We start from the raw sequence: 25,644 nt of genomic DNA on the forward strand, positions 1-25,644 counted from the left end.
AGTATGAAAATTAGCCTCAATCACTGGGCGTAACCGGCCGATAACAGTAACAATGCTTATGTAAGCTTGCGACTCCAAGAGGTTTCCCGATGTCACGGCCACTTTGCCTGCTCTTCGACTGTGATGGAACGTTGGTAGACAGCGAGCCCTTGCTGGCCGCTGAAATGGCGACCAGCCTCGCCGCCATCGGCCTCCCCTTCACGGCGGAAGACTACATCGGCGAGTTTCGCGGCGCTCGCTTTCGAAACATCGTCGCCGAACTGCAAAAGCGCCATGGCCGGATCGACGCGACCTCGCTGAAGGAAACCGAAGCCGGCATGCGCGCCCGACTGGCCGACCGCCTCGTGCACGAACTCACGCGCCTGCCTGGCGTCCTCGAAGCCCTTGTCGCCCTCTCGGACTACCCCTGCGCCGTGGTCTCCAACGGCCCCGAGTCCAAGATTCGCACCTGCCTGACCGCTACCGGCCTGAGCGACTACTTCGGCAACCACCTGTTCAGTGCCTATACTGCCAACTGCTGGAAGCCCGATCCTGGGCTCTACCTGCACGCCGCCCACAGCATGGGGTTCAAGGCACGGCAGTGCCTGGTCATCGACGACTCCATCGTCGGCGTTCGTTCAGCGCTTGCCGCCGGCATCCCCGTGGTGCACCTCAATCGTTTTCCGGACGTGGAAACGACCCCGCAAGGCGCCATCACGATCAGCAACATGCACCAGTTGCCCACCGTGGTAAGCCGACTGAGCCATCAGGAAGCCCTCGCCCTGTAAGACGGTCGCCGGGGGCTCCATCCGGCCGCACCAGGCGGTACCCGCGCCATGCCGCGTCGGGTATCATGACCCGACGCTCACTCGTCAGGAGGTGCCATGGCGTCCCTTCAGGACCAGCTCCGCGGCCTCGTCTATTCCACCGAACATGGCGACACCTGCCCCGACTGCCGCAAGCCCCTGGCCGAATGCGAATGCGCCGAGCGCGCCGAGGCCGAACGCCTGGCCGCCCTGGATGGCGTGGTGCGCATTCGCCGCGAGACCAGCGGCCGCAAGGGCAAGGGCGTCACCACCATCAGCGGCGTCCCCCTCGCCAAGACCGAACTCAAGGCCCTGGCCAAGGAGCTCAAGAAGCGTTGCGGTACCGGAGGCGCGGTCAAGGACGATGTCATCGAGATCCAGGGCGATCATCGTCAGACGCTCAAGAGCGCCTTGGAAGCCCAGGGCTACAACGTCAAGCTGGCCGGTGGCTGACTCATCCTCACTCGTCTTCAAGGAGCCCTGCATGATCCGGAAGGCTCGTACGACCCTGCGCCTGTCTTTCATGACGGGCTGCCTGCTGGTGCTCAGCGCCTGCGTCACCGGCCCGCGCTTCGCCAATCTCGATGCCCTGGTGGTGCCCGCCGAACCGCTGGACCTGCCGCCCAATGCCGAACTCACGGTGCGTCTTGAAGATGTGACCCGCGGTTCCGATGTGATCGCCGAAAGCACTTATACACGGCTGGGACGAGGGCCCATTCCGGTGATGCTGCGCTACGACGCCAAGGCCATCGACGATGATCGGGTCTATGTGCTGCGTGCCGCGATTCGTGCCAACAAGACCCTCACCCACCGCAACGCGGAAGAGGTGCCGGTGCTCACCGGCAAGGCGCCCCGTGGCGATGTGCGCGTGCCCATCGAACGCGTGGAGCGCTGAAGGCTACCCCACCCTGCTCCCTGGCTTGTCAGAATGTCCATCTGCTACCACGCTATGTACGTTCATCTGACAACGGAGTGCAGGATGCAAACTCTCGATATCCCCGGGACGGGCATCACCGCCTCGCGCATCGGCCTGGGCACCTGGGCCATCGGTGGCTGGATGTGGGGCGGCACCGACGACGCCCAGGCTGTTCGTACCATTCACGCCGCCCTGGAGCGTGGTGTCACGCTGATCGATACCGCGCCGGTCTACGGCTTCGGCCATTCCGAGGAAGTCGTCGGTCGTGCCGTGGCAGAGTACGGTCAGCGCGACAAGCTGGTGCTCGCCACCAAGGTGGCGATGGAATGGAAAGCGGACGAGAGCGTGGTGCGCAACGCCAGCGCGGCGCGCATCGAGAAGGAGGTGGAGGACTCGTTGCGCCGCCTGCGCACCGATGTCATCGATCTCTATCAGGTGCACTGGCCCGATCCCACGGTCCCCATGGAGGAAACCGCCCGCGCCATGGAGCGCCTCTACCGGGATGGCAAGATCCGCGCCGTCGGCGTCAGCAACTTTTCCCCCGAGCAGTGCGACACCTTTCGCGAGGTCGCGCCCTTGCACAGCGTGCAGCCGCCCCTGAACCTGTTCGAGCGCGAGGCCGAGCGCGACATCATCCCCTACGCCGAGCGTGAAGGCCTGGTCATGCTGACCTACGGCGCCCTGTGTCGTGGCCTGCTGACGGGCAAGATGCGCGCCGATTCGCAGTTCGAGGGCGATGACCTGCGCAACAACGACCCCAAGTTCCAGTCGCCGCGCTTCAACCAGTACCTGAGCGCCGTCGATGCCCTGGAACGTTTCGCCCAGGAGCGTCACGGCAAGCAGGTGCTGGAACTGGCGGTGCGCGCCCTGCTGGATCGCCATGATAACGGCATCGCGCTATGGGGTGCGCGGCGCCCCGATCAGGTGGAGCCCATCGAACGCATCGACGGCTGGCAGCTTAGTAGCGACGACCTCGACGAGATCGAGCGCATCGTCGACGAACACGTCAAGGACCCGGTAGGCCCCGAATTCATGGCGCCCCCCAGCCGGGACGACTAACCCAGGCGCGAGGAATGAGAGGTTCATCGCAGATTCGCGTGACGCCGCAACGCGGCGTTCGCCCGATAAATCTCCTACACCCAACAGCCATTCACGGAAAAGTGCGATGGACCGAATGAAAGGCCCCGGCATTCAGTCGCAATAGCCGGCCGAATGCCGGGGCAGCAGACGTCGTTCAAAAGGTATATTCGAGCCCCAGCACGGCTACTGGATAGACACCGAATTCATCGACGTCATCCTGCAGGTCGTCCTCTTCCTGCTGGATGTCCTCGCGCAGCTGGGGGTCACTGGCGGCGCCGCTAGCCTCGAGGTTGACCTCGGCATCGGTCAGGAAGGCGCCCAGCTTGGCGAACACGCCAAGTCCACTCTTGTGACTGCCGCGCCAGCCCAGACCCAGGTAGGGCTGAATGGAATCACCCAGGGTCACGTCGCCGCGCAGGGTGCCGACTTCTTCGGCGGTATAGGTGTTGCCGTTGTATTCGTAGCTCTGGCCGTCTTTCGGACGCCCGATCACCAGCGCGGCGATATCCGGCTTCACGGCACCGGCGGAAAGGAAGAAACGTCCGCCAAAGGGGAAGTAATCCAGCGTCAGGCCATAGACATCCATGTCGACGTCGCCGTCGTAGTCGGCGTCGTCCGTCTCGTACTCGATGTCGTCGTAGGTAAAACCGCTGTAGCCTGCGGTCAGTGCCAGATTGTCGTGAAAGCGGTAGCTGAGGCTGCCGCCATAGCCGGTAGTCCCGACCTCGGCGCCGACCGACCAGTGGCCACTGGCGGCTGCAGCAGGCAAGGCGAGGGCCGTCAAGGCCCCGGCCAGCATGAAGGTGTGCAATGTGCGCATGGGTTCCCCGTGTCTCGTTCGTCATCGTGATGGCCGGCTCGATACGACCGGCTACAAGGCGATAACGACCATGATCGGGAAATCTTTAGTCACATCTTTGCCATGCCCTTCTCTATCTCATAGCCCGTCAGCGAGTGCCATCAGGGTCTCTCCCACCGCGGCCTCCACCTTGAGGGAGTAGAGGTCGTCGGCCCGGGTGCGGCCGCGATTGAGGCAAGCGATGGGCTTGCCCTCCAGGGCCGCGCGTCGTGCGAAGCGATAGCCCGAATAGACCATCAGCGACGATCCGACCACCAGCAGGGCATCGGCCTCTGCCAAGGCGGCGAAGGCAGCCTCGACCCGCTCGGGCGGCACATTGTCTCCAAAGAACACCACGTCCGGCTTGAGCAGACCGTCGCCACAGCGAGTGCAATCGAGCACCTCGAACCGGGAAAAGTCCAGCCCATCGAGGTCGGCGTCGCCGTCCGGCCCCACCGGCGCCTCGAGGGCGCACCAGCCGGTGTTGCGGGCGGCGAGTTCATGATGCAGGTGATGACGCATGCGTTGGGCGCCGCAGGCCATGCAGCGCACCATCTCGGCGCGGCCATGCAGGTCGATGACCCGACGGGAGCCGGCATGCTGATGCAAGCCGTCGACATTCTGGGTGATCACCGTGGACACGTACCCGCGAGCCTCGAGATGTGCCAGCGCGCGATGGGCCGGACCGGGCCGAGCGTTCTCGATGGCCTTGAAGCCAAGCAGGCTACGCGCCCAGTAGCGCTGACGCGTGGCCAGGCTATTCATGAAGGCATGATGCTGCACCGGCGGCGAACGTTTCCATTCGCCCCGCTCGTTACGGTAGTCGGGGATGCCGCAATCGGTGCTCACCCCGGCGCCGGTCAGCACCACCAGCCGCGGGTGGCGCAGAACGAATTCATGCAGAGCCTGGACGTCCGCCGTTGCCGAAGCCTGCAACGGTGGCACACCAGGCGTTTCCTGAAGCGAGAGCATGGCGCTGGCTACCTGCGTTGATTCACGACGAAGAAAGTATGGCTGCCCATTGAGTATGATGGCCAGTCGTACCATTGGCGATAACATGGCCTACGCGAACCATCCCTGAAACGTCGACGCATGGTTCTTGTCGATGGGCTTGGCTAAGATAAGCATTTCATGAACCACCAAGGACGAGGAAATCAGCGATGGCCTGGCTGGAATATCTGTTACCGCTGATTTTTCTGACCCCTCTCGGGGCCACCGCCGTGGTCGTTCTGGCACTGCGCAACCTGCACGATGCCCGGGTCCGGTCGCCCTTCGACGCCCATCCCCTGCGCGAACCCGGTCAGGCCCTGCGGGACAGACTCGATCGGGCCTTTTCCAGCCTGTTTCTCAACGGCGCCCTGGGGCCCATCGTCGTGCTGACCCCGCTGGTCTACGGCATGGGCCGCATGCTGTTCGCGCCGCATCAGAACTGGGTGGAATGGGCCATCTACGGCCTGCTCTCCACGCTGCTGGTTCTGCTGTTCTGCTTCCTGCTGATGCTCGACTATCAGCGGATTCGTCGCATCAAGCTCGGTCTGGCCTGCGAGCTGGCGGTGGGCCAGGAACTGGAGCGCCTCATTCGCCCCGAATCCCACCCTTACTTCGTGTTTCACGACGTGCCCAGCGACACCTTCACCATCGACCATGTCGTCGTCACCCCGCACGGCCTCTTCGTCGTCGAAACCCGCGCCCGCACCCACCCCCTGGATGCCACCGGGGCCCCCAGGCGCACGGTGGTGGTGGAGCGTGAGCGGCTGCGATTCCCGGGCTGGAGCGAACGACTGCCACTGCGCAAGACCCGCCAAGCGACGACCTGGCTGCGCCAGTGGTTGAACCGGCATCATAGCGTGGAAGCCCCGGTGCGTGGCGTGCTCGTCTTGCCGGACTGGGACATCGAGCAGGAGCATCCTTTCGACGACCCCCTCGTGGTCGATGGTGAGGGGCTCGCCCAACTGCTCATCGACACCTCCCTTGGCGATCTCGACCGAGCGACCCACGACAAGATCACCCGGGCCCTGACGGCGCGCGCGGCCTCTCAGGATGCTCGTCGCCTGCAACGACCTTCCGTCTGACTCATGGCGTCGTGACGAGCCTGACGCGCGGCGCACAGCGCCCACGGTGCAGCGGCACGAGACTCCGCGCCGCGGGGAAGTCCGCCAGCCGCCGGGCATCGATACCGATGCGCACTTCGGTCAGCACGCGGTTGCCGCGCCCGGCACACTTCAGGTTCAACGCCCGGCCCGTCCCCTGACCGAAGACTGCCTCGAAGGTCTCGATCAAGGCATTGCGGTCTAGCTCGCCGCCGCGATGGATCATCACGAAATCCACGAAGGCGCTGGCATTGACCGTCTCCAGCAGTTCCACGGCCATGGCGAAGTAGTCGTCGGCAGGCAACTCCAGGCAGGCCGCGTGCTTGGCGTACTGATAGCGATCCAGGCAACTGGCGCGCCCGGGCATGGCCTCATCCAGCTCCCCGGCCAAGGGCTCGGAGAAACCGAAGGGCGCATGGGCACGGCAGAAGCTGCCCCCGGCACGCGGCTGCTCGAGAAAACACCCCTCGGCACGCCAGCGCCTAGGGGTGATGCCCTCGTCGGCCAGGCGCTGCGGCAACGAGGGCCACAGGCCATGCAGCACGAAACCCTGCTCGGCACTTTCCTGTACCTCGGCGTCGCGGCACTCCGCGAGCGGCCGAGAAGTCGTCTCACAGAAGCCTGGCTGCCAGGTCAGCGCCAGCACATAGTGATCGAAGCCCTCCGCCTCGAGCGTGGCGCCTGCCAGCGCTGGTTCGTTCGACACCAGCGCAAGCGTCATCAACACGCCACCGAGGAGCCGTTTGATCGACATGGCCTTCATGGCCCTCCGGGCCGGCTTCACCGTTGACTCTCTAGAGGCGCGATGGATGACTGCGTCGCCCAGTTTGATATGCCGATATCGCTGAAGATGATGCAGGTCATGAAGCCCACCGCCCCCGGCATCAGGTAGAGCACCCCCAGCTTGTTGGTGACGAAGTCCTTGGCCAGCAACACCCAGACCGCCCCCTGCTCCGGGTAGATGATCAGCGGCAGGGTGACCGCCAACAGAAGAAACAGGGAGCCGAAGAAGGTCGGCTTATCGATGACGTCAAACGCGCGTTTTGGCTTCACGAGAGTTCCCTTGTGTTGTTCTGGCACTTTCTATGTATAAGTTTTTCACGAGGAAAGCACAGGCAGTATCGCCCATTTTGGGTATATCAGAACAGCTTTGAATAAATTAAAAAAATACTAACAATAAGAAATTGAAAATTGCGCAATACAACGCCGTCGTCGACGCTGATGGTCAGCGTCTTCTCTCCAAGACGCCTTCCACAACGACAATGATCAAAGCAAAGGTATCGACACATGAAGACGACGTTTTCGCTCCCGGCCCTGGTCGGGCTGGCCGTCTTTGCGGGCAATGCCCAGGCCCTCGACATCAAGCTTGGCCACGTCCTGGCGCCTACCCACAACTGGCATGTCGCGGCGGAAGGTTTCGCCAAGGATGTCCGTGAAGCCACCGATGAGCGCGTCAATTTCCAGGTCTTTCCCAGCGGCCAACTGGGCAACGAGAAGACCATGGTCGAGGGCATGCAGATCGGCAGCGTACCGGCGGGCATCATCGGCTGCGGTTCCTTCCAGCCCCTGGATGCCAAGTTCGGCATCGTCGAGCTGCCCTACTCCTGGGCCGATCGTCAAAACGCCTACGCCGCCTACGACGGCGAGCTGGGCGATCGCCTGGAATCCCTGGCCGAGCAATACAATATGAAGATCCTCGCCTGGTGGGAGAACGGCTTTCGCCACGTCACCAACAACCGCGGCCCCATCGAGGCGCCCGAGGATCTTGAAGGGCTCAAGATTCGCGTCACCCCGGACAAGATGCGTCTCGACACCTTCAACGCATTGGGCGCCAGCCCCGCCCCACTCTCCTTCGGCGAGCTCTACTCCGCGCTGCAGCAGGGTGTCTTCGATGCCCAGGAAAACCCGCTGTCGATCATCTACTCCTCGTCTTTCTACGAGGTGCAGGATTACGCTTCTCTCACCGGCCATGTCTGGGCACCGGCCTGCCTGACCGTGTCGAACAGCACCTGGAACCGCCTCTCGGACGACGACCAGGCCAAGGTACAGGAGTTGGCCAACACCTGGCGCGACAAGCAGCGCGAGATGACCCAGGCCGACGATCAGAACATGATCGAGAAGCTCGAGGCCGAAGGCATGCAGGTCAACGAGGTCAATACCGCGCCCTTCAACGAGAAGGTGCAGAGCGTATGGACGGAGTATGAATCGGTTTTCGGCAGCGAGCTTATGGGGCTGGTCAAGCGCTATCGCCAGGGCGAGTGATTGCCATGGCATTGTCCTCTTTCACCCACACCATCGCGCGGATCAGCCTGGCGCTGGCCGCTACCGGCGCCGCCAGCCTCGCGGCGCTAGTGGCCTATAGCGTGTTCATGCGCTGGGTGATGGGCAAGCCGCCGCACTGGGCCGAAGAGCTGCCCCAGCTGATCCTGGTCTGGACCACCCTGTTGGCGGCGATCGTCTGCACCCGTAACCGCTCCCACCTCAACGCCGGGCTGTTGCCGTTGCTGGTGCGCTCTACCCGAGCGCGCCGCCTGATAGGTCGCGTGACCGACCTGCTGCTAATGCTCATGCTGCTGTTGCTGGCCAAGGCCGGCTGGGACCTGGCGATGCTGACCATGTCACAGACTACCACCGCCTTGCAGATTCCCGCCGGCATCGTCTATCTGGCGGTACCGATCAGCTGCCTAGGCATGACATTGATGCAACTCGAGCACCTGTTGGCCCGTGGAGACACACCATGACCCTAGGTGCCCTGACCCTGATCGGCGTCTTCGCGCTGGCCATCCTCGTCGATATCCCCATTGCCTTCGGCCTGATTCTTGCCGCCCTGACCTATCTGCTGGTCTTCGGCGCCGCGCCGATGATGGTCTCGGCCCAGCAGTTCGTGGCCGGCATGGAAAGCTTTACCCTGCTGGCCATCCCACTGTTCGTGATGGCCGCCCAACTGATGAATCGCGCCGGGCTGACCCAACGCCTGGTGCGTCTGTGCATGGCACTGGTCGGCGACATTCGCGGCGGTCTGGCGGTGGTGGCGGTGCTCGCCTGCATGATGTTCGGCGCACTCTCCGGCTCCGGGGTGGCCGACGTCATCGCCATCGGCAGCATGCTGTTGCCGGCAATGCATAACAATGGCTACCACAAGGGCTTCAGCAGTGCCCTGGTCGGCACCGCCAGTTCGATCGGCACGGTGATCCCTCCCAGCATCGTGATGATCGTCTACGGCACCACCTCCAACACCTCGGTAGGCAAGCTGTTCATGGGCGGCGTCGTTCCCGGCATGCTGCTGACTGCTGCGCTGGTCGGTGTGGCGCTCTACGTGTCGCGCAAGCACGGCTGGGCCGGTGGCAAGGCCGCCGAGCCCGGCGAGCGTCGGCGTGCCTTCATCGGCGCCCTGCCCGCGCTACTGGTGCCGGTGCTGATCATCGGCGGCATCCGCTTCGGCGTGTTCACCCCCACCGAAGCCGCCGCCTCGGCGATCCTCTATGCGCTGCTGGTCGGCACTCTGGTGTATCGCAGCCTGGGGCTTCGTGAGATCGTCGACAGCCTGATCGCCACCGCCGAGACCAGCGGTGCCATCCTGTTGATCATCGGGGCCGCGGGGCTGTTCGCCTGGGGGCTGACCTACGAACAGGTGCCCCAGGCGATCGCCGCGCTGATCGGCGAGTTCACCGATAGCCGTTACAGCGTCCTGCTGCTGCTCACGGCGGTGCTGCTGGTGCTCGGCTCCTTCATGGAAAGCATCGCCATCATCATCATCGTCACGCCGATCGTCATGCCGCTGCTCAGCCAGTACGACATCGACCCGGTGCATTTCGGCGTGCTGCTGACCGTCAACCTGGCCATCGGCGCCAATACTCCGCCGCTGGGGGTGGACCTGATGGCGGCCTGCCGCATCGCCGGGATCAGCGTCATGGAGTCGTTGCGCCCTCTCGTGTTGATGCTCGGCGCCATGTTCGCGGTGCTGATGCTGATCACCTTCGTGCCCGAGCTGGTGCTCTTCCTGCCCAACCTGATGGACGGCTAAGCCATGTTACCCCACGAGCAAGCGATCCCGCGCAGCTGGCTGTTCGTGCCCGGTCACGATCCGGCGCGTCTCGATGCGGCCCTGGCCTCGGCGGCCGAGGCCATCATCGTCGATCTGGAGGAGTTTACTCCCGCGGCGGAGCGGGATAGCGCCTGTCAAGCCTTTGCTGCCTTCGCCGCGCGTTGCCGCCGCCAGGGCCGCCTGCCCATGGTACGGATCAACCGACTGGATCGAGATGGTGCGGCAGAGCTCGAGGCTCTGATCAAAGGCGCTCCGAGCGCGATCTTTCTACCTCAGGTGGAAAGTTCCCAAGCACTAATCGACCTGGCCCTGACCTTAGACGATGCCGAACATCGCCACAGTCTGTCGCCGGGGCAGGTGGGCATCGTGCCGACGCTGGAGAGTCGTATCGCGATCGATAACGCCGCGGCGCTGCTTTGTGCACCACGCCTCAACGCCGCGCTGATCGGCACCGGCGATCTTGCCGGCGATCTCGAACTATCCCCGGACGAGGCCCCGCTTATGCTGCGCCCTTATCGCCGACGCTTCCTTGAAGTCTGTCGCCAGGCCGAGGTGCTCGCCATCGACGGCCCCTGGCCAATGTCCGATGGCTTCGCCGACGATCAGGCTTGGGCGATGCGCCAGGGCTTTCGCGCGCGCTGCGTGGTCGATCCCGTTCAGATTCCGTTTCTGCATGCTGCCCTATCGGCGCCGCCCCAGGCCGAATGAGCCATGCTTCATAAAGAGAAAATCACCATGACCCACACCACGCCACCTCTGCGCAATGGCGGTCAGATCCTGATCGACCAGTTGCGCCGCCACGGCACCCGCCGCGTCTTCCTGGTGCCCGGGGAGAGCTATCTGCCCTGCATCGATGCCCTGAACGAGCATCGCGATGCCATCGAGCCCATCGTCTGTCGCCAGGAGAGCGGTGCCGGCTACATGGCCGAAGCCTACGGCAAGCTGACCAATGAGCCCGGGGTGTGCTTCGTCACCCGCGGGCCCGGCGCCACCAACGCCTCGATCGCCGTGCATACCGCCTATCAGGATTCAACACCCATGATCCTGTTCATCGGCCAGGTGGGAAACGATTTCATCGAGCGCGAAGCCTTCCAGGAGATCGATTACCGGCGCATGTTCGGCCAGATGACCAAGTGGGTCGCGCAGATCGACGACACCGCGCGGATTCCCGAATACATTGCCCGGGCTTATGCCGTAGCCAGGAATGGCCGGCCCGGCCCGGTGGTGCTGGCCCTGCCGGAAGACACCCTGTGGGGCGAGGCACAGGTCGCCGATGTCGAACCGCGCCCACGGGTACACGCCTACCCCAGTCAATCGCAACTCGCGGCGCTGCAAGAGCGTCTGGAAGCTGCCGAACGCCCCTTCCTGCTGGTCGGCGGCAGCGGCTGGACCCAAGAGGCGCAGCAGGCAGTAGCAGCGTTCGCCGAGCGCTTCGCGCTGCCGGTCGGCGTGGCCTGGCGTCGCCTGGAATGCTTCGATCCACGTCGGGAGCAGTATGTCGGCCATGTGGGCAATGCCATGCACACTGCCCTGCGCGAGCAGCTCGAAGCCTGCGATTTATTGATTGCCATCGGCACACGCATCGGCGAGGCCACCAGCGAAGGCTATAGTTGGATCGCATCGCCGGTGCCCCGCCAGGCGCTGATTCACGTCTATCCTGATCCCGAGGAGCTCGGTCGCGTCTATCAACCGAGCCTGGCCATTAATGCCGACGTGGTCGGCTTCGCGACGGGCCTGGAGACCCTGGTGCCACGCCAATCGCCGCGCTGGGCGGCCACCACCCAGGCCGCGCGCCACGTCTATCTCGACACCCTGGTGCCGCAGCAGGCCCCGGGAAGGCTGAGCCTCGACAAGGTCAGCCACACCGTGGATCGCGTCCTCGATGGCCGCGGCTGCATCAGCGTGGGGGCGGGCAACTATGCGCTCTATCCTCATCGCTATGTGCGCTTCGGGGGGCTGGGCACGTCGCTGGCCCCCACCGTCGGGTCGATGGGCTACGGCCTGCCGGCGGCGATCTCGAGCAAGCTCGAGCAGCCCGAGCGACCGGCGATCTGCTATGCCGGCGATGGCTGCTTCCAGATGAACCTGCAGGAGCTGGGCGTGGCGCTGCAGTATCGCCTCGGCATCGTGGTGCTGGTGTTCAACAACGGCATGTGGGGCACCATTCGCGCCCATCAGGAAACCGATTTCCCCGGCCGGGAAATCGCCCTGACCTTCACCAACCCGGAATTCGCTACGCTTATCCAGGCCTACGGCGGTCACGGCGAGATCGTCGATGACGACGACGCCTTCGAGGACGCCTTCCGCCGGGCCCTGGCCTTCGCCGAACAAGAACGCCTGCCGGCGCTCATCGAACTGCGCTACGACGCCGACGGCATCGCGCCAGGTCAGCGTCTCAGCGCGATCCGCGAGGCAGCCCTCGATCGCCACTACACCCAATCGACAAAGGGAGCCACACCATGACCAATTCCCCGACATCAGCACTGCGCATCGATGGTCAGCGTCTCTGGCAATCGTTGATGGACCTGGCCAAGCTCGGCGCCACTCCCAAGGGCGGCAACTGTCGCCTCGCCCTGACCGAGGAAGACCGCCAGGGCCGCGAGCTAGTGACCGGCTGGCTACGCGATGCCGGGCTGACGCTCCAGGTCGATCAAATCGGCAACATCTTCGCCCGCCGCGAGGGGCGACGCGACGACCTGCCGCCGGTGGTCACCGGCAGCCATCTCGACACCCAACCCACCGGCGGTCGTTTCGATGGCTGCTACGGCGTCCTCGCTGGCCTCGAGGTCATGCGTGTGCTCGCTGACCACCAGATTACCACCGAAGCCCCATTGGAGGTGGTGATCTGGACCAACGAGGAGGGTTGTCGTTTCGTGCCGGTGATGATGGGCTCCGGTGTCTATACCGGCATCATTGCCCTGGAGGACGCCCTGGCCGCCAAGGACCGCCAGGGCGACACGGTGGCCGCGTCTCTCGAGCGTATCGGCTACGCCGGCGACCTGCCGGTCGGCGAACAGGAATTCGGCGCCTACTTCGAGGCGCATATCGAACAGGGCCCCGTGCTCGAGGCCGAAGGGCTTCAGGTCGGCGCCGTAACCGGCTCGCTGGGCCTGCGCTGGTTCGATGTGGTGGTGACCGGCCAGGAAGCGCATGCCGGCCCCACGCCCATGCCCTATCGCCGCGACGCCCTGAAGCACAGCGCGGCACTGCTCGGCGAGATACTCGAGCTGGCCGATCCTTACCAGCCGAATGGACGGGTAACCTGCGGCGAATTCGACCTCTACCCCAATTCGCGCAACGTCATTCCCGGCCAGGTGCGATTCAGCGTGGATATTCGTCATCTCGAGCCAGAGGTTCTCGACCAGATGGAGCAGGCGCTGCGCGATGTCTGTGTCCGACACGATGAACCCGGCAAGGTGACGGTCGAACTGCGCGACGTGCAGCAAGTCCCTCCCACCCCCTTCGACAAGGAATTGGTGGACCTGGTGCGCAGCAGTAGCCGGGCGCTCGAGATCCCCTATCGCGATATCGAAACCGGGGCGGGACACGATGCGGTGTTCGTCAGCCGGGTGGCGCCCACGGCGATGATCTTCGTGCCCTGCGAGGATGGCATCAGCCACAACGAGAGCGAGTACGCCAAGCCCGAGGATCTCGAGGCAGGGGCCAATGTGCTGCTGCATGCCATGCTGGGCAAGTCGGGCGTTGTCGATGCCCAGACGAGCGAATAGGAGCACAATATGTCGACCCATGATCTGAGCCATTGGCGCCACCAGGCAGACCGGCTAAGCCTGACAACCCGCCCCTTCATCGACGGCGACTTCGTCGATAGCCAAGGCGACGGGATCCTGACCGCCTATAATCCGGCCACCGGGGCTGTGCTCGCCGAGGTTAACGCCTGCAACGCAGCGGATATCGACCGCGCGGTAGGCGCCGCGCGGCGCGTCTTCGAGGGCGGCAGCTGGTCGCGGTGCCCTCCTCTTCAGCGCAAAAAGGTACTGCTGCGCTTCGCGGCCCTCATCGAAGAACATGCCGAAGAGTTGGCGTTGATCCAGACCCTAGAGATGGGCAAGCCAATAACCGACAGCCTGAGCTTCGATCTAGCCGAGACGGTGCGCTGCGTAGCCTGGTATGCCGAGACAATCGACAAGCGATACGATGAGATCGCCCCCACTGGCGAGGACGTCCACGCCACCATCAGCCGTGAGCCGCTTGGCGTGGTAGCCGCAGTGGTGCCATGGAACTTCCCGCTGATGATCGCCGCCTGGAAGTTCGCCCCGGCGCTGGCCATGGGCAACAGCGTGGTGCTCAAGCCCGCCGAGGCCTCAAGTCTCAGCGGGCTGCGGCTCGCCGCCCTGGCCGAGGAGGCCGGGCTGCCGGCGGGGGTATTCAACGTCACCCCGGGCCACGGGGCCGTCGCCGGGCAGGCGCTAGGACTACACAGGGACGTCGATGCCCTGACCTTCACTGGCTCCACCGCCACTGGCAAGCGCTTCATGCGCTACTCGAGCGAATCGAACCTCAAGCGGGTATGGCTGGAGTGCGGTGGCAAGTCGCCACATATCGTCTTCGCCGACTGCCCGGACCTGGACGCGGCGGCACAGGCCGCCGCCGCTGGCATCTTCACCAACCAGGGCGAGGTGTGCATCGCCGGCTCGCGGCTCTACGTGGACGAGGCGATCTTCGACACCTTCCTGCCGCGTCTTCTCGAGGCCGCCAAGGCCATGCCGGCGGGCGACCCTCTGGACCCAGCGACGCGCATGGGCGCCCTGATCAGCGCCGAACATCATGCCAAAGTACTCGACTACATCGAGCGAGGGCTCAGTGAGGGCATGACCCTTCACCATGGCGGTCGGGCGGCCACACCGGTCGACGGCGGCTGGTATCTGGAACCGACGATTCTCGAGGGCGCCCAGGCGGCCGTTCTCATGCGCGAGGAAATCTTTGGCCCGGTACTCGGCATTAATCGCTTTACCAGCGAATCAGAGGCCATCGACCTGGCCAACGATTCGATATACGGCCTGGGCGCAGGCTTATGGACCAGCGATCTCGCCCGGGCTCATCGGGTATCACGACGGCTAAGTGCCGGACTGGTATGGGTCAACTGCTACGCCGATGGCGACATCAGCGTACCTTTTGGAGGCATGAAACAGTCCGGATTTGGTCGCGACAAGTCCTTGCACGCCCTGGACAAGTATTCGGACCTGAAAACCACATGGATGAACCTGGCCTATGGGTCATCGTGATCGCCCGGTATCACTCTGGATCGGCGACATCCGACTCGAGCCCGGACGTCAGTCGCTCCTCCATCGGCACCTTGGCCATGGCGTTGAGGAAGAACTCTACGAAGGTCGTCTCGGCCGCACTGAAGCGCGCGTCGCTGTGCCACATCAGGTTCAAGTCGATATCCGCCACGCCATCGTAAGGCGGTAGGGGCCACAGCCGCCCTTCGGTTACATCCCGGGCGACCAGGTGTTCAGGGAGGCAGCCAATGCCCCAGCCGGCGAGCACCATACGCTGTATTTCCTGGAGGCTGCTCGACTGCCCGACCACCGACCCCTGCAGGCCATGCTGGGCACGAAACACCGCCAGCGGCGACAGGACGCCATCGAGCTGCTCACTGCCAAAGGAGACATAGGCTTCATGCAACAGGCTTTCCATCGGCAGGTTGTCCCGCCCGAAGAGCGCATGCCTGCGTCCGCAATACAGGCGATAGCGCTGCCGCGCGAGGATCTGGCTGTTCAGATTGTCCGGGCACTGGCGAGACAGGCAGATGCCTATCGCCCCCTGGCGCTGCAACAGGGCATGCTGGACCTCCAGACTGGACATTTCCTCGATACCGAAGGTGATCTGCGGGAAATGTTGGTGGAAGCGCTCGAAGACGCTATCCAGGAAACGGCATTGAATGCCGGTGATGAACAGCAGCGAGATGTGACCCGCTACCTCCGGATCCGCTTCGCTCACCGAGGCGGCCAGCCGTGCCACGTTGGCGTAGATATCAATGGCCTCCTGATACACCAGGTGTCCCGCCTGGGTGACTCGGAAGCGGTGGCTATCGCGCTCGATGAGCCGTTGGCCCAGGCGCTCCTCCAGGCGTTTCAGGGACAGACTCACGGCGGGTTGCGACAGGTACAACCGCACCGCCGCACGACTGACGCTCTCCTCCTGCACGATGACGATGAAGGTACGTAGCAGGTTCCAGTCGAGCGTATCGTGAATGGGCCGCATGGCGGATTCCTTGCAAGAGTGACACAGCACGAACCACATTGAGATCAAGAGCGTAACGGCCAACGTTCGGAGCGTCACGCACTTGATAACCACACCACCAGGAGCTAGACGTGTTCAATGAACGGGAAACCCTCTACCTATCGATCGTCGTCATCCTCTGTGCCCTCTTCCTGATCGGCCTGTCCTACTACTTCTACCGACACATCAAGACCTACGACGACTACAACGTTGCCGGCCGCTCGGCAGGCACCTTTCCGCTGATCTGCACGCTGGTGGGCACCGCCGTGGGCGGCTCCACCCTGTTGGGTTTCATGTCCAAGGGTTTCCAGCAGGGGGTCGGGCAGATCTGGTTGCCCGGTGCCATCACCATCGCCGGCGTACTGCTGCTATTGTTCTTCGTGCGGCGCATCCGCGACTACGGCGAACGCTACAGCATGATCACCCTAGCGGACTTCATGGTGAAACAGTACGGTGACAGCGCCCGCCTGCCGACCCTGCTCAGCATGATCTGCGCCTATTCGGCGATCACCGGCATGCAGTTCGTGGCCATCGCCACGGTGCTGAACCTGGTGTTCGGCCTGGAGCTGGCCTACGGCATCGTGATTACCTGGCTGATCCTGACCATCAAGACCTACCTGGGCGGTCTCAAGGCGGTCATCTGGTCGGATGCGATCCTGGGCACGCTGCAGACCCTGGGCGTGTTCTTCCTGCTCGCGGTGGTCTATCACCTGGCCGGTGGCTGGGGCGGCATCACTGACAGCGAGAAACTGACGGCGCAACCGCATTTCCTCGAGGTAAGCGGCATCGCCCCGAGCGATCTCTTCGTCTATCTGCTGACCATCGGTGGCTACCAGTTCGTGCGCCAGGACCTGTGGCAACGCTTCTGGGCGGCCAAGAACGCCCAGGCGGCCTATTCAAGCTACGCGGTGGCGGTGGTGTTTACCATGCTGATCGGCGGGGCTGCCGTGCTGATCGGGGTGTTCGCCTCGCTCGGTCTGAACATCCAGCTCGACAACCCCGATCTGACCTTCTATGCGGTGCTCGAGGCCACGCTGCCACTGCCGCTGATCATCCTGATGATCGTGGTGCTGCTCTCGACGGTGGTGTCCTGCGCCGACTCCTTCTTCATCGCCGGGGCGTCGTCGATCGCCAACGACATCATCAAGCCGCGGCTCAAGAACCAGGATGATCGCTTCCTCCTGCGCATGAGCCGCTATTCGGTCCTCGTCATGTCGGTGATTTCCGTGGGCCTGGCACTGTATGCTCCCCGCCTGGTCACGATCTGGATCCTGGGCAGCGCCATGCTAGTCTGCGGCGTGCTCGTCCCGGCCCTGGTCGGCCTGCTGTTCGACAACCTCAATCGCCGTGCCGGTGTCGCCACCATGTGGGCGGGGCTGGTATCGGCGGTGGCGTGGCAGGCACTCGGCCAGCCCTTCGGTGTGCATCCTGTCTTCATCGGCCTGCCGATCTCGCTGCTGATGCTGCCACTGCTGTTCCGTGGCCGCGATCCCGAACCGATGATCCAGGAACGATGATGCCGAAGCGCTGAGCTAGACCGGTGCAGTGCTCATTTCGAGCACTGCGCCTGACTGGGCCAGCGACACAGGAAGAGCGCATAGGCCTTTAGCGTATGGCGAATCGACGCGATGCCCGCCTTCATGTCGTCGGCCCCTCGCCCTTAGAGCCAGCCGTCCTTTTCCCAGGGCTGCCAGGGCGTCTGCGTCCACATGTCCACCGGTTCGGCCGGCACCACGCCGCCATGGTCTCGAGCACCCCTTGCTCCTGGCCCAAGACGCTGTATTGGCCGACCAGCGGCCGGGTCATCTCCAGCGTCTGCGGAAAGAGCCGATCGCATTGCTCCAGCACGCGCTGTTCCGTCTCGCTCAACATAGGATATCTCTTGAATGGGATCGCTGCCTTTTCAATCAGGATAAGCACATCGCGGGACACGAGCACCCAGAACGCTATTATTTATACAAAAATAAATATGTATAAATCTCATAAATTCTAAGCATTAAAAATAGAAAACGCCCAGCCGCTGGATTCGTTTGACCCTCTCTCGGGGACGTGACTAGATGGATTCGACCATACAGGGCGCTTCCAGAACGCCCGGCACAACAATCACAACGCGAGGCAAATCATGAACACTCCCCTCAAGATTGCGGCGCTGGCCGCAGCGATGTTGACCGCTTCCCAGGCCATGGCCACCGACCTGCGCATGCTCTCCAGCTACGACCAGACCGCGACCTATACCCGCGAGGTCGCCCAGCGCTACATCGACAAGGTACAGAGCGCCAGCGGAGACGAGATCAGCATCGCCCTGAACGGCCCCGGTGTGGTGCCGCCCTTCGAGCAACTGCAGCCGGTCTCCGCCGGAGTCTTCGACCTGCTTTACACCCACGGCGCCTACCACACCAACACCACCGGCGTGGGGGCGGCCATGGACGCCGTCTTCGTCGACCCGGCGATGACCCGCGAGTCCGGCCTCTGGGACTTCATCGACGAGCACTACAACGACCAGGGCCTCAAGCTGCTGGCGATTCCACCGCTCGGCACCAGCGGCTTCCAGTACGTCCTCGAGGAGCCGATCACCGGAACCCCCGGCCTCGAGGGACGCCGCCTGCGCGGCAGCCCCACCTACACCAACGTGACCAAGGGCCTGGGCGGCACCCCGGTGCTGATGTCGAGCGGTGACGTCTATTCGGCGCTGGACCGGGGCGTGATCGACGGCGCCGCCTGGGGCCTCAACGGCGTCGAGGACCTGGGCTGGCACGAGGTCGCCGGTTACTTCACAAAGCCGACCTTCGGCCAGACCTACACCTACCTGTTCATGAACCTCGATGCCTTCAATGCGCTCAGCGAGGACGAACAGCGGGTCATGCTAGAACAGGGCCAGGCCCTGGAGAACGAGACCGCGGCGATCCTCGACGAGCTCGCTCAGGAGGAATGGCAGTCGCTGAAGGACAAGGGCATGCAGGAGACGCACTTCGAGCCGGCCGACGCCGAGCGGCTGGATGCGCTGGTCACCGAGGGCATCTGGCAGCTGGGCATCGACAAGTCGCCCGAGGCGGTGGAGACCATGCGCGAGATCGCCCAGCAGCACGACATGACGCCCGACGCTCAGTAGGAATCCAGCATGAACCACCCGATAGCCAGGCTTCACGACCACGTCACGCGATTCGGGTTCTACCTCGGCGGTGCCACCCTGTGTGGCATCGTCGTGTGTTTCTGGATCGAGGTGGTCGCCCGCTACTTCTTCAACTCGCCGACCCTCTGGTCGGGCTCACTGGTGGCCTACTTCCTGTGCGTCTCGGCTAGTCTGGCGATGCCCGAGCTCGCCCGCACCCATGGCCATATCGCCATCACGGTGCTTCCCGACCGGCTGTCGCCCAAGGCCCGCCGGCGCTACGAGCGCATCGTCGCGCTGGTCGCGGGCGGCATCTGCCTGCTCGCCGCCTGGATCATCGTCGACGAGAACCTGCGCCAGATCGCCGGCGGCACCACCACCGCCATGGGGCTGGACATCCCCAAGTACTGGGTGTCGAGCTTCATCAGCTACGCCTTCATCAATACCGCCCTGCACTTCCTGCGTCACGCCCTGTTGCCGGTGGACGCGACCGTCACCGACCCCCAGGAGACCTGAGGCATGGAATGGTATGTCACTCTCGGGCTCGCCATCGCCCTGCTGATGGGGCTCTTCGCCTTGGGGGTGCCGGTATTCGTGGCCTTCCTGACGATCAACGTCGCCGGCACCCTGTGGCTGATGGGCACCGCTGGCTTCGGACTGTTCGCCAACAGCGTCTACGACACCGTCACCTCGGAGACCCTGACCACCATCGCGCTCTTCGTGCTGATGGGCGAGCTGCTGTTCCGCTCGGGCTCGATCGACGTCATCTTCGATGCGCTGGACACCCTGATGGGGCGCATCAAGGGACGGCTCTATTTCTTCGTCGTCGCCCTCTCCACCCTTTTCGGCGCCCTCTCGGGCTCGGCCCTGGCGGTCACCGCCATGCTCAGCCGCTCGGCGCTGCCGACCATGCAGCAGCGCGGCTACGACGACCGCCTGTCGATCGGTCTGATCCTCGGCGGCGCCAGCCTGGCGCCGATCATTCCCCCGAGCCTGCTGGTGATCATCATCGGCTCGATGGTCGATGTCTCCATCGCCCGCCTGCTGATCGCCGGCATCCTTCCCGGCATCCTGCTCGCCGGCCTGTTCGTCGCCTACGTGGTGATCCGGCTGATGCTCGATCCCTCCCAGGCGCCGCCGGTCGACGACAGCGGCGGCGGCACGCCCCGCGAACGCAGCCGGGCACTGCTCAAGATGGCGCCCTTCAGCATCATCATCTTCTCGGTGCTGGGGCTGATCATGCTCGGCGTGGCGACCCCCTCGGAGTCGGCGGCCACCGGCGTGCTCGGCGCCCTCCTGGTGGCTTGCTACTACCGCCGCTTTAGTCTGAAGATGGCCCGCGAGGCCGTGCTGTCGTCGCTGTCGATCAGCGCCATGATCATCACCATCCTTGCCTGCTCGAAGCTGTTCAGCCAGCTGCTGTCATTCGCCGGGGCCACCTCGGGCCTGGTCGCCGCGGCAACCGCCCTCGAACTCGACCCGGCGTGGATGATGCTGCTGCTGATGCTGATCCCGCTGTTCGCCTGCATGTTCATCGACCAGATCGCCTTCATGATGGTGGTCATCCCCATCTATGCGCCGCTGCTCCAGGTCTACGGCTTCGACCCGATCTGGTTCTGGACGCTGTTCCTGATCAACCTCTCGGTGGGCAGCCTGACCCCGCCGTTCGGCTACAACCTGTTCGCGGTCAAAGGCGGCGCCCCCTCGGTGTCGATGCCGACGATCTACGCTGCCGCCTGGCCCATCGTGCTGTGCTTCCTGTTCGGCATGCTGGTGCTGTTCTGGGTGCCATCGCTGACCACCTTCCTGCCCAGCCTGATCTGACCACTGCCCCGGAGCCTCTCATGTACCATATCGCCCCCATGCCCGCGCCCCTCGACGAGCCCCTCAGGCAGCAGTTGCTGGGCTGCGAGACCGCCACCATCGGCCACTTCCGCGAGGTCGGCTTCATCGACCCGGCGATCCGCTCGGTGCTGGCGCAGACGCGCATCGCCGGCACCGCCGTCACCCTCTCGCTGCCGCACACCGACGGTACCCTGCTCAATCATGCCATGCGCCTGGTGCGCCCCGGCGATGTGCTGGTCATCGACCGTCAGGGCGACGAGCGCCATGCCTGCTGGGGCGGGGTGATGACCCAGGTGGCCAAGGGCCTCGGCGTAGCCGGGGTGATCATCGACGGCGTGGCCACCGATGCGGCAACGATCCGGGAGCAGGGTTTCCCGGTGTGGAGCCGAGGGGTGGCGGCGCTGACCACCAAGCTGGCAGGAATCGGAGGCGCCCTCAACGTGCCGATCAGCGTCGGCGGCCTGGTGGTCCAGCCAGGCGATGCCATTCTCGCGGATGAAAGCGGCGTGCTGGTGCTGCCACCGGAAGACGTCGCCGCGACGGCGTCACATGCCATTCATCTGCAGCATCAAGAAGAGGAAATCCTTGCCCGGGTCGCGGCCGGGGAGCTACTCCCCGACATCAGCGGCGCCACGGCGCTGGTCGAGCGCATCAATCAATCGGCGTCTTGAGCGATCGTCAATCCGCCTTCAAGCGTCCGCCCATCTCTTGGGCCAGGTCCACCGCGTAGTGATCGGTCATGCCGCCGATGAAGTCGAGCATGCGCCGGTAGCTGTCGTAAAGGCTCCAGGACGAACGCGGCGTGTTCTCGCCGATCAGCGCCAGCACGCGCTGATGCTTGAAGGTGGAATGGCCATGGTAGTGCAGTTCGTGGGCCGCGCCGATGAAGGCTTCGAGCAGGATGCCCAGGGTCGTGTAGGCACCGATCTCCAGCTTGGCCTTGCGCTCGTTCTGGAAGATGCGCTCCCGGGCCAGTTGCTTGGCCGCCGAGACCCCCCAGCCCAGGTCGGGATGACACAGCTCGAGGAGATCGCCCTGCAGCGCGCCGTTAAGCAGCGCCTGCTCGTGCTGCACGAATACCGCCCCCACATCGTTGACCGCCCGCTCCATGGCCGCCCCGCGCAGCGCGGCGATACGCCGGCGCTGGGACACCCCTTCACGCTGCATCTCGGGATACTCCGCAGGCTCGCCGCCGGCGATCTGGGTGAGCACATCGGCCACCTCGTCGAAGCGCAGGATGCCCATCTCCAGGCCGTCCTCGAGATCCAGCAGGGCATAGCAGATGTCGTCGGCGGCCTCGACCAGGTAGGCCAGCGGGTGCCGACACCAGATCCAGTCGCCCCGCGACTTGAGGCCCAGTTGCCCGGTCACCTCGGCCAGCAGGTGCGTCTCGGACTGGTAGCAGCCGAACTTGCCCGCCTTGCCGCCGTGCTCCACGGTCCAGGGGTACTTGAGCAGCGTGCCCAGGGTCGCCGCGGTCAGCCGCATGCCGCCCTTGAACTGGTTGTATTCGATCTGGGTGACGACCCGAAAGCCCTGGGCGTTGCCCTCGTAGGTCAGCAGATCGGCCCGTTCGGTGTCCGAGAGCCCTTCGAGCAGGCCGCTGCCATTGTTCTCGGCGCGCTTGAACCAGTCGCGGATGGCGTATTCACCGGCATGGCCGAAGGGCGGATTGCCGATGTCATGACCCAGGCACGCCGCCTGCACGATCACCCCCATGTCCGCCGGAGTGATCCACTTGGGCAGGCGTTCACGCAGCCCCTCGCCGACGATCATGCCCAGGCTGCGCCCCACGCAGCCCACCTCCAGCGAATGGGTCAACCGGGTGTGGATATGGTCGTTGTCGGTCAGCGGATGGACCTGGGTCTTGCGCCCCAGGCGACGAAACGACCCGGCGAAGACGATGCGGTCGTGGTCCTTGTGGAACGGGCTGCGACCGATCTCGTCCCGGGATTCGCGGGGCTTGTCGTTGAGCCGGTGCGGATCGAGCAGGCGTTCCCAGTGCATCTGCGTCATGCGGCATCCTCGAGGTCGTGGCGCAGCAGCGCGGTGGTGGCAATCAGGGCATTCTACGTGATTCACCGGCAATGCCCAGAATGCGTGCGCAACAACGCCACTCCATCCTTTGAAAAGACAAAATAGAAATGAATGAACTCTTCAATAAGTCACAACTTCCAATACCCGCTTGATCGACTCCCATCGGAACCCGCTTGACCGGGACTTTTTCCCCCTCCACCACGTCAGCCATTTCAGACACTTCATGTAAGACATTGACTACATTTTGGTGTAGGAAATTGCCCCACCACCTTTCATTAAATAAATCCGCAAAAATGCACTGAAATTTTTTATTTTTAAAATCAATCGCCTATAAAAACAAGATCACAAAATATTCTCCGTGACCATCAAATACCCCGCCTAGGAGATCACTTTCCTAATTTCAAAAACGATGATATTTATCCGCCAGCGAGAAACGGTATAGTCATACGGCAAAATAATTATTTTTTTATCAGGTTAGTTAAAAAAAACTACCAGAACCTTCTCCTGTCAGCCCGAAAAAGGTTCTGTAGAAAGCATTAACGCTCGCCTCTGGCCAATCTTTTCGCTTACTTCCGTGACGCCTGTCCAGATGGGTGTCGGCATGCATCGATAGGGATTCTTAAATGGCAAAAGACGCAACAGTCGCTCCCCGGGAGCGCATCAACATCAAGTACGTGCCGGCGACCGGCGATCAACAGGCGGAAACCGAACTACCTCTGAAACTGCTGGTGGTAGGCGATTTCAAGGGCAGTGAAGAGCCGACGCCCATCGAGGAGCGCGAAGCGGTCTCGATCGACAAGAACAACTTCCACTCGGTGATGCGCGAGGCCGGGCTTTCCTTGAAGGCCAGCGTACCCAACCGCCTGGATGACAGCGACGCCTCCAGCGACATCGCACTGGAGCTCGAATTCAAGTCACTCAGCGATTTCGAGCCCGATAGCGTGGCCCGACAGGTACCGGAACTACGCAAGCTGGTCGAGTTGCGCGAGGCACTGGTGGCGCTCAAGGGGCCACTCGGCAACGTCCCGGCCTTTCGCGAGCGGCTACAGAAGCTGATCGAGAGCGAAGACGCCCGTAGCCAGTTGCTGAGCGAGCTCGAACACCTCGACAAGTCCGACAATCGCACCTGAATTACCGACCAAGACGCATCAAAATCGAGAGACAGCGCATGACCGACACGCTACAAGAACGCAGCCAATCCAGTGAAACAGTAGAAGAGCTGTCACTGCTGGACCAGGTAATGGCCCAGACGCGCATCGCGCCGAACGAAGAGGGCTACGATGTCGCCAAGCAGGGTGTTGCCGCCTTCATCAGCGAGCTCCTCAAGGGCGCTCAGGATTCTCCCAATGTCAACAAGGCCGTGGTCGATCGCATGATCGTCGAGCTCGATCGCAAGATCGGCGCCCAGGTGGACTCCATCCTGCACGACCAGCAATTCCAGAAGCTGGAATCTTCCTGGCGAGGGCTGAAGCTGCTGGTCGAACGCACCAACTTTCGCGAAAACATCAAGCTCGACCTGCTGCACGCCACCAAGCAGGAGTTGCTCGAAGACTTCGAGTTCGCCCCGGACCTCAGCCTGAGCGGTCTCTACAAGCATACCTACTCTGCCGGTTACGGTCAGTTCGGCGGGGAACCGATCGGCGGCATCATCGCCAACTACGATTTCTCGCCGTCGACGCCAGACATGAAGCTCCTGCAGTATTCGGCAGCCGTCGGCGCCATGGCGCACGCACCTTTTCTGTCCTCGGTGGCCCCCTCGTTCTTCGGTGTCGACAGCTTTCAGGAACTGCCCAACATCAAGGATTTCAAGGCCATATTCGAAGGGCCCAAGTATGCCCGCTGGCGCAGCCTGCGCGAATCCGAGGATGCCCGCTACCTGGGACTGACTGCGCCGCGCTTCCTGCTACGCATGCCCTACGATCCGGTCGAAAACCCGGTCAAGAGCTTCAACTACCGGGAGAGCGTCAACGAGAGCCATGATCACTATCTGTGGGGCAACACCGCGTACCTGCTCGCCGAACGCCTGACCGACAGCTTCGCCAAGTATCGCTGGTGCCCCAATATCATCGGACCGCAGAGCGGCGGTGCGGTGGAAAACCTGCCGGTACATACCTATGAAGCGCTGGGCCAGGTGCAGGCCAAGATACCCACCGAAGTGCTGATCACCGACCGGCGTGAGTTCGAGATGGCCGAAGAGGGGTTCATCTCGTTGACCATGCGCAAGGGCAGCGACAACGCCGCCTTCTTCTCCGCCAACTCGGTCCAGAAGCCGAAGAAATTCTCCAATACCCCGGAAGGGCGACACGCCGAGACCAACTTCAAGCTCGGCACCCAGTTGCCCTACATGTTCATCATCAATCGCCTGGCACACTACATCAAGGTGTTGCAACGCGAGCAGATCGGCTCCTGGAAGGAACGCCAGGATCTGGAACGCGAGCTCAACGCCTGGATTCGCCAGTACGTGGCCGACCAGGAAAATCCACCGGCAGAGGTGCGCAGCCGTCGGCCACTGCGCGCCGCGTCGATCCAGGTCTCCGATGTGGACGGCGACCCGGGCTGGTACCAGGTGACGATGGCGGTGCGTCCGCACTTCAAGTACATGGGTGCCAACTTCGAGCTATCGCTGGTCGGCCGACTCGACAAGGAGTGAGCTGAA

25 protein-coding genes are annotated in these 25,644 nt (G+C 63.4%); 19 read left to right on the forward strand and 6 right to left on the reverse strand.

The window, feature by feature from the left end; all coding sequences use genetic code 11:
• Nucleotides 1-89: 89 nt before the first annotated feature.
• The 4 genes from BUA41_RS12070 to BUA41_RS12085 all read left to right on the forward strand — a co-directional run bounded on the left by BUA41_RS12070 (nucleotide 90) and on the right by BUA41_RS12085 (nucleotide 2,760).
• The gene (locus tag BUA41_RS12070; RefSeq protein ID WP_072823176.1) at nucleotides 90-767 is read left to right on the forward strand and encodes an HAD family hydrolase; all 678 of its coding nucleotides are present in this window, start codon (nucleotides 90-92) and stop codon (nucleotides 765-767) included.
• Between the two features lie 96 nt (nucleotides 768-863).
• Nucleotides 864-1,238 carry a translation initiation factor Sui1 gene (locus tag BUA41_RS12075; protein WP_072823178.1) on the forward strand — a complete coding sequence of 125 codons (375 nt, stop codon included), beginning with the start codon at nucleotides 864-866 and terminating at the stop codon, nucleotides 1,236-1,238.
• Between the two features lie 31 nt (nucleotides 1,239-1,269).
• Complete coding sequence (locus tag BUA41_RS12080; RefSeq protein ID WP_072823180.1) at nucleotides 1,270-1,680, forward strand: YbaY family lipoprotein; 411 nt, start codon at nucleotides 1,270-1,272, stop codon at nucleotides 1,678-1,680.
• A gap of 84 nt (nucleotides 1,681-1,764) precedes the next feature.
• Entirely contained in the window at nucleotides 1,765-2,760 is a 996-nt protein-coding gene (locus BUA41_RS12085; protein ID WP_072823182.1) for an aldo/keto reductase, read from the forward strand.
• Between the two features lie 175 nt (nucleotides 2,761-2,935).
• On the opposite strand, the gene BUA41_RS12090 is transcribed toward BUA41_RS12085, so the two are convergent.
• Together BUA41_RS12090 and BUA41_RS12095 are read right to left on the reverse strand one after the other, a co-directional pair.
• Nucleotides 2,936-3,601, reverse strand: a complete 666-nt coding sequence (locus tag BUA41_RS12090; RefSeq protein ID WP_072823184.1) for a hypothetical protein — start codon at nucleotides 3,599-3,601, stop codon at nucleotides 2,936-2,938.
• A gap of 117 nt (nucleotides 3,602-3,718) precedes the next feature.
• Entirely contained in the window at nucleotides 3,719-4,555 is an 837-nt protein-coding gene (locus tag BUA41_RS12095) for an NAD-dependent protein deacetylase (RefSeq protein ID WP_072823186.1), read from the reverse strand.
• A gap of 224 nt (nucleotides 4,556-4,779) precedes the next feature.
• Here BUA41_RS12095 and BUA41_RS12100 point away from each other — a divergent pair, with 224 nt between their 5' ends.
• On the forward strand, nucleotides 4,780-5,691 hold the full coding sequence (locus BUA41_RS12100) for a nuclease-related domain-containing protein (protein WP_072823188.1): 912 nt from the start codon (nucleotides 4,780-4,782) through the stop codon (nucleotides 5,689-5,691).
• Nucleotide 5,692: 1 nt separating this feature from the next.
• Here the strand turns inward: BUA41_RS12100 and BUA41_RS12105 are convergent, their stop codons facing one another.
• Nucleotides 5,693-6,463, reverse strand: a complete 771-nt coding sequence (locus BUA41_RS12105; protein ID WP_245791910.1) for a ribonuclease T2 family protein — start codon at nucleotides 6,461-6,463, stop codon at nucleotides 5,693-5,695.
• A gap of 26 nt (nucleotides 6,464-6,489) precedes the next feature.
• Complete coding sequence (locus BUA41_RS12110; protein WP_217652815.1) at nucleotides 6,490-6,762, reverse strand: hypothetical protein; 273 nt, start codon at nucleotides 6,760-6,762, stop codon at nucleotides 6,490-6,492.
• A 234-nt stretch (nucleotides 6,763-6,996) separates the two neighbouring features.
• Here BUA41_RS12110 and BUA41_RS12115 point away from each other — a divergent pair, with 234 nt between their 5' ends.
• The 7 genes from BUA41_RS12115 to BUA41_RS12145 are packed head-to-tail and all read left to right on the forward strand — an operon-like array spanning nucleotide 6,997 to nucleotide 14,997.
• On the forward strand, nucleotides 6,997-7,971 hold the full coding sequence (locus tag BUA41_RS12115; RefSeq protein WP_072823192.1) for a TRAP transporter substrate-binding protein: 975 nt from the start codon (nucleotides 6,997-6,999) through the stop codon (nucleotides 7,969-7,971).
• Nucleotides 7,972-7,976: 5 nt separating this feature from the next.
• Entirely contained in the window at nucleotides 7,977-8,450 is a 474-nt protein-coding gene (locus BUA41_RS12120; RefSeq protein WP_072823194.1) for a TRAP transporter small permease, read from the forward strand.
• A complete protein-coding gene (locus BUA41_RS12125) occupies nucleotides 8,447-9,733 on the forward strand; it encodes a TRAP transporter large permease (protein WP_072823196.1) in 1,287 nt (428 codons plus the stop codon). Before BUA41_RS12120 ends, BUA41_RS12125 begins: the two co-directional genes overlap by 4 nt.
• Nucleotides 9,734-9,736: 3 nt before the next feature.
• Nucleotides 9,737-10,462: an aldolase/citrate lyase family protein gene (locus tag BUA41_RS12130; protein WP_072823198.1), complete on the forward strand. Its 726-nt coding sequence runs from the start codon at nucleotides 9,737-9,739 to the stop codon at nucleotides 10,460-10,462.
• A gap of 27 nt (nucleotides 10,463-10,489) precedes the next feature.
• Nucleotides 10,490-12,217 carry a thiamine pyrophosphate-binding protein gene (locus BUA41_RS12135; protein WP_072823200.1) on the forward strand — a complete coding sequence of 576 codons (1,728 nt, stop codon included), beginning with the start codon at nucleotides 10,490-10,492 and terminating at the stop codon, nucleotides 12,215-12,217.
• Nucleotides 12,214-13,482, forward strand: coding sequence for a Zn-dependent hydrolase (locus BUA41_RS12140; RefSeq protein ID WP_072823202.1), 1,269 nt, complete (start codon nucleotides 12,214-12,216; stop codon nucleotides 13,480-13,482). Before BUA41_RS12135 ends, BUA41_RS12140 begins: the two co-directional genes overlap by 4 nt.
• A 9-nt stretch (nucleotides 13,483-13,491) precedes the next feature.
• Nucleotides 13,492-14,997: an aldehyde dehydrogenase gene (locus tag BUA41_RS12145; RefSeq protein ID WP_072823203.1), complete on the forward strand. Its 1,506-nt coding sequence runs from the start codon at nucleotides 13,492-13,494 to the stop codon at nucleotides 14,995-14,997.
• 10 nt (nucleotides 14,998-15,007) lie between these two features.
• On the opposite strand, the gene BUA41_RS12150 is transcribed toward BUA41_RS12145, so the two are convergent.
• Nucleotides 15,008-15,979, reverse strand: coding sequence for a LysR family transcriptional regulator (locus BUA41_RS12150; RefSeq protein ID WP_072823205.1), 972 nt, complete (start codon nucleotides 15,977-15,979; stop codon nucleotides 15,008-15,010).
• 110 nt (nucleotides 15,980-16,089) lie between these two features.
• Between BUA41_RS12150 and BUA41_RS12155 the strand changes: the two genes are divergently transcribed.
• The 5 genes from BUA41_RS12155 to BUA41_RS12180 all read left to right on the forward strand — a co-directional run bounded on the left by BUA41_RS12155 (nucleotide 16,090) and on the right by BUA41_RS12180 (nucleotide 21,622).
• Nucleotides 16,090-17,514 carry a sodium:solute symporter family protein gene (locus BUA41_RS12155; RefSeq protein WP_072823207.1) on the forward strand — a complete coding sequence of 475 codons (1,425 nt, stop codon included), beginning with the start codon at nucleotides 16,090-16,092 and terminating at the stop codon, nucleotides 17,512-17,514.
• A 605-nt stretch (nucleotides 17,515-18,119) separates the two neighbouring features.
• On the forward strand, nucleotides 18,120-19,106 hold the full coding sequence (gene dctP / locus BUA41_RS12165; RefSeq protein ID WP_072823211.1) for a TRAP transporter substrate-binding protein DctP: 987 nt from the start codon (nucleotides 18,120-18,122) through the stop codon (nucleotides 19,104-19,106).
• 9 nt (nucleotides 19,107-19,115) lie between these two features.
• Nucleotides 19,116-19,622 (forward strand): TRAP transporter small permease, encoded by a 507-nt coding sequence (locus tag BUA41_RS12170; RefSeq protein ID WP_072823213.1) that lies wholly within the window; start codon nucleotides 19,116-19,118, stop codon nucleotides 19,620-19,622.
• Nucleotides 19,623-19,625: 3 nt separating this feature from the next.
• On the forward strand, nucleotides 19,626-20,930 hold the full coding sequence (locus BUA41_RS12175; protein WP_072823215.1) for a TRAP transporter large permease: 1,305 nt from the start codon (nucleotides 19,626-19,628) through the stop codon (nucleotides 20,928-20,930).
• A 20-nt stretch (nucleotides 20,931-20,950) separates the two neighbouring features.
• Nucleotides 20,951-21,622, forward strand: a complete 672-nt coding sequence (locus tag BUA41_RS12180) for an RraA family protein (RefSeq protein ID WP_072823217.1) — start codon at nucleotides 20,951-20,953, stop codon at nucleotides 21,620-21,622.
• A 7-nt stretch (nucleotides 21,623-21,629) separates the two neighbouring features.
• Here BUA41_RS12180 and BUA41_RS12185 read toward each other — a convergent pair whose 3' ends face one another.
• On the reverse strand, nucleotides 21,630-22,967 hold the full coding sequence (locus tag BUA41_RS12185) for a deoxyguanosinetriphosphate triphosphohydrolase (protein ID WP_072823219.1): 1,338 nt from the start codon (nucleotides 22,965-22,967) through the stop codon (nucleotides 21,630-21,632).
• Between the two features lie 644 nt (nucleotides 22,968-23,611).
• On the opposite strand from BUA41_RS12185, the gene tssB reads away from it, so the two are divergent.
• Both tssB and tssC read left to right on the forward strand, forming a co-directional pair.
• Nucleotides 23,612-24,118, forward strand: coding sequence for a type VI secretion system contractile sheath small subunit (gene tssB / locus BUA41_RS12190; protein ID WP_072823221.1), 507 nt, complete (start codon nucleotides 23,612-23,614; stop codon nucleotides 24,116-24,118).
• Nucleotides 24,119-24,156: 38 nt separating this feature from the next.
• Nucleotides 24,157-25,638: a type VI secretion system contractile sheath large subunit gene (gene tssC / locus BUA41_RS12195; RefSeq protein ID WP_072823223.1), complete on the forward strand. Its 1,482-nt coding sequence runs from the start codon at nucleotides 24,157-24,159 to the stop codon at nucleotides 25,636-25,638.
• Nucleotides 25,639-25,644 lie beyond the last annotated feature (6 nt).

This window comes from Modicisalibacter ilicicola DSM 19980 (assembly GCF_900128925.1).
Classification (GTDB): domain Bacteria; phylum Pseudomonadota; class Gammaproteobacteria; order Pseudomonadales; family Halomonadaceae; genus Modicisalibacter; species Modicisalibacter ilicicola.